This is a genomic window from Streptomyces fuscichromogenes (genome assembly GCF_014645815.1).
Taxonomy (GTDB): Bacteria; Actinomycetota; Actinomycetes; order Streptomycetales; family Streptomycetaceae; genus Streptomyces; species Streptomyces fuscichromogenes.
Genome location: NZ_BMML01000110.1, coordinates 1 through 1188 on the forward strand (window position 1 = coordinate 1; position 1188 = coordinate 1188).

Annotated in this window: 1 protein-coding gene; it reads right to left on the reverse strand. The window is 73.9% G+C overall.

Annotated elements, in window-relative coordinates:
* The coding region (locus tag IEZ11_RS50405) for a SpnB-like Rossmann fold domain-containing protein (protein ID WP_189269856.1) at positions 1 to 1188 on the reverse strand (1188 nt) is incomplete at both ends.

The window sequence follows — 1188 nt, forward strand, 5'->3', positions numbered from 1 at the left end:
TGGACGAGGAGTCGTTCCCCGGCCTTCAGTCCGGCCAGGTCCACCAGACCGTAGTACGCCGTCAGGAAGACGATCGGGACGGTCGCGGCCTGCGCGAAGGTCCAGCCCTCGGGCACCCGGACCAGGGTGCGGCGGTCGGTGACGGCCAGGGGGCCGCCGCCGTCCCCGAAGAGGCCCATCACCCGGTCGCCGACGGCGAGCCCGGTCACGCCCGGCCCGGTCTCGACGACGACACCGGCGCCCTCACTGCCCATCGGGGCCTCGCCGGGATAGCTGCCGAGGGCTATCAGCACGTCACGGAAGTTCAGGCCCACCGCGCGGACGGCGACCCGTACCTGTCCCGGGGCCAGCGGTTCGGTGGCCGACGCGGACGCGACGAGGGCGACCTTGTCCAGGCTGCCCTTGCCGCTGCTGCCCAGGCACCAGCCGGGGGTGTCGTCCGGCGGTACGAGAACGGGGTCGGCGGCCGCCCGGACCAGCCGGTTGGCGAACAGTTCTCCGTCACGGAGGGCGAGTTGCCGTTCCCCGGCAGCCGCACCCGCCGCCGCCCGCAGCGACCGGCCGTCCGACTCGCCGCCCTCCCCCAGGTCCAGCAGCGTGAAGCAGCCCGGATTCTCGGTCTGCGCCGCACGCACCAGCCCCCACACCGCGGCACCCGGCAGATCGGTGACGTCCTCTCCCGGGCGCGTGGCCTGGGCACCCCGGGTGACCACACAGAGCAGGGCAGCCGCGAACCGCTCGTCCGCCAGCCACCGCTGGACGACCTCCAGCACCTCCCCCACCACGCCGTGCGCGGCGTCGGCCGCAGGCTCCGTGCTACGTCCGGGAAGGTCGAGGAACACCACGTCCGGTACCCGGCCGTCGGCGGCGGACAGGTCTTCGAGACCGGCGTACGCGGGGGTACCGGCACCCAGTGCCCGGACCAGCGCGGAGTCCGCGTCCCCGACCACGGCCGCACTCAGCCCGCCGACCGGCTGCGCCCCACCGGGCAACGGCACCCAGTTCACCGCGTGCAGCGTCTCGCCCGCCCCGGAGGAACCGCCCCTGAGCTGGTCGGTGGTGATGGGGTGGAGGGTGAGTTGGTTGATGGTGAGGGTGGGGGTGGTGGGGTGGTGGGGGGTGGTGGCGGTGAGGTGGTAGGTGGTGGGTGTGGTGTGTTGGGGAGTGTGGTGGGGGGTGTGTCCGGTG